The organism is Shewanella sp. ZOR0012, from assembly GCF_000798835.1.
In the GTDB taxonomy this organism is placed as follows: domain Bacteria; phylum Pseudomonadota; class Gammaproteobacteria; order Enterobacterales; family Shewanellaceae; genus Shewanella; species Shewanella xiamenensis.
Genome location: NZ_JTLE01000094.1, coordinates 2,358,694 through 2,360,026, shown reverse-complemented (window position 1 = coordinate 2,360,026; position 1,333 = coordinate 2,358,694). Strand labels below are relative to the sequence as shown.

3 protein-coding genes are annotated in these 1,333 nt (G+C 41.3%); all 3 read right to left on the bottom strand.

The genetic code is table 11. From position 1 onward, the window contains the following. Nucleotides 1-305 precede the first annotated feature (305 nt). Nucleotides 306-638 (bottom strand): hypothetical protein, encoded by a 333-nt coding sequence (locus L976_RS12005; RefSeq protein WP_037424342.1) that lies wholly within the window; start codon nt 636-638, stop codon nt 306-308. Nucleotides 639-716: 78 nt separating this feature from the next. Then, nucleotides 717-941, bottom strand: a complete 225-nt coding sequence (locus L976_RS12000) for a hypothetical protein (protein WP_037424339.1) — start codon at nt 939-941, stop codon at nt 717-719. A gap of 70 nt (nt 942-1,011) precedes the next feature. Continuing rightward, nucleotides 1,012-1,248 (bottom strand): hypothetical protein, encoded by a 237-nt coding sequence (locus tag L976_RS23285; RefSeq protein ID WP_216841341.1) that lies wholly within the window; start codon nt 1,246-1,248, stop codon nt 1,012-1,014. Between the last annotated feature and the right edge of the window lie 85 nt (nt 1,249-1,333).

The window sequence follows — 1,333 nt, the reverse complement described above, 5'->3', positions numbered from 1 at the left end:
GGCCGGATATATGGGTGCAATGAACTCTTCTCAAAATCGTTATCGAATGTCTTGCAAACCGGATGGGTCCATATATGCCAAAAAGCGGCCATGGGGCGGACGGTCGTCTCGCAAACCTCCATGGCTCACCTATTTAGCGTTGGCGTAATCTGTAAGTTTTAAAAAGAAATACGCAGCATGTTTTGGGACAGTTTCCTAGTTGAAGCCTTAACTCTAACTCGTCAGTTTCGGATAAAAATTTCTATGGATTAACGCCAAGTACTATAGCAGTTTGTAAGTTGCGTGTTACTGCGCCTTGTTTGCCTTTAGTCGTGATAGAAAGCCTCAGACACATAGAAATCGCAGAAAGATTTGATATCTTCCTTATTGTCGGACTCGATAGCTCTGGCTCGCAGTTTATAGCCACGCACAATTCGGCTGTTGTTTTCAATGGCGAACTGAATCATCAAATCATTGCTGCTTAAATCAAGCTTCTCTAATTCAGATTTAGCTGACTCCGCATTACTTTCAGTGAAAAAACTTTCCTTCATTTGCATATCTGGCTCAATAAGCAATTCTCTATGTTCGCACAGCAATTTCTCTTCAGTTGCTTCCGCATGAAGAGAGAACAAGATGGCTATGACAGCTAAAAACTTCATCACAGCTCCCTAGGCATAACGTTCGGTTCAACCGCAGTTTGTAAGCGCGAAGCGCTGTAGCGGCGTTGCAACCGCTTGTTATGGGTGGTGAATCTCATTTTCCCTGACCTCAATGTCCCCATTTTTTTCTGTTTCTACAACGTAAGGCGGGTTAGGCTCAAACTTAATTACAGATACAACAGACCCACATAGACCGGCGTGGCGTCCAAATGCAACCACGACATAGTCATTCATTAAAAATTTCACACCTGCAATCTGTTCGCCACCAAGCCATCTATTATGAAGATCACGTGCTACGTTCATGTATTACTCCATAACGCTAAGCACAGTTGCAAAATATTTGGCACTATATTTTGTCAATTGATGCGCATTGTTATAAATCAGTATGACGCGAAAGGTTAAGAAACTCTTCACCAACTTTATCGGAATACTGTTTAGCAATTTCCATAATGACAATACTATCTATGGATGGATTAAGTAGAAGTAAAGTACATGTTACCTGCATTAAACTAATTGCCGTTGCGTGTGCAGGGTCTACCATACCTGAATTACTTTGGCCAACAACAAGTATATCTTCTTTACATTCAGCAAGAGCTAATCGATTTCGCAAACCTTTAGAACCAGAACAATAAATCCGGCCACCCAATATAAATCAATAACATAATGCACTTTATGTTTGCCTACAACTTGTCCGA

Excerpts from the sequence above, each read along its gene's own strand:
- L976_RS12005 (WP_037424342.1), bottom strand. The coding sequence starts at position 638 with ATGAAGTTTTTAGCTGTCATAGCCATCTTGTTCTCTCTTCATGCGGAA.
- L976_RS12000 (WP_037424339.1), bottom strand. The coding sequence starts at position 941 with ATGAACGTAGCACGTGATCTTCATAATAGATGGCTTGGTGGCGAACAG.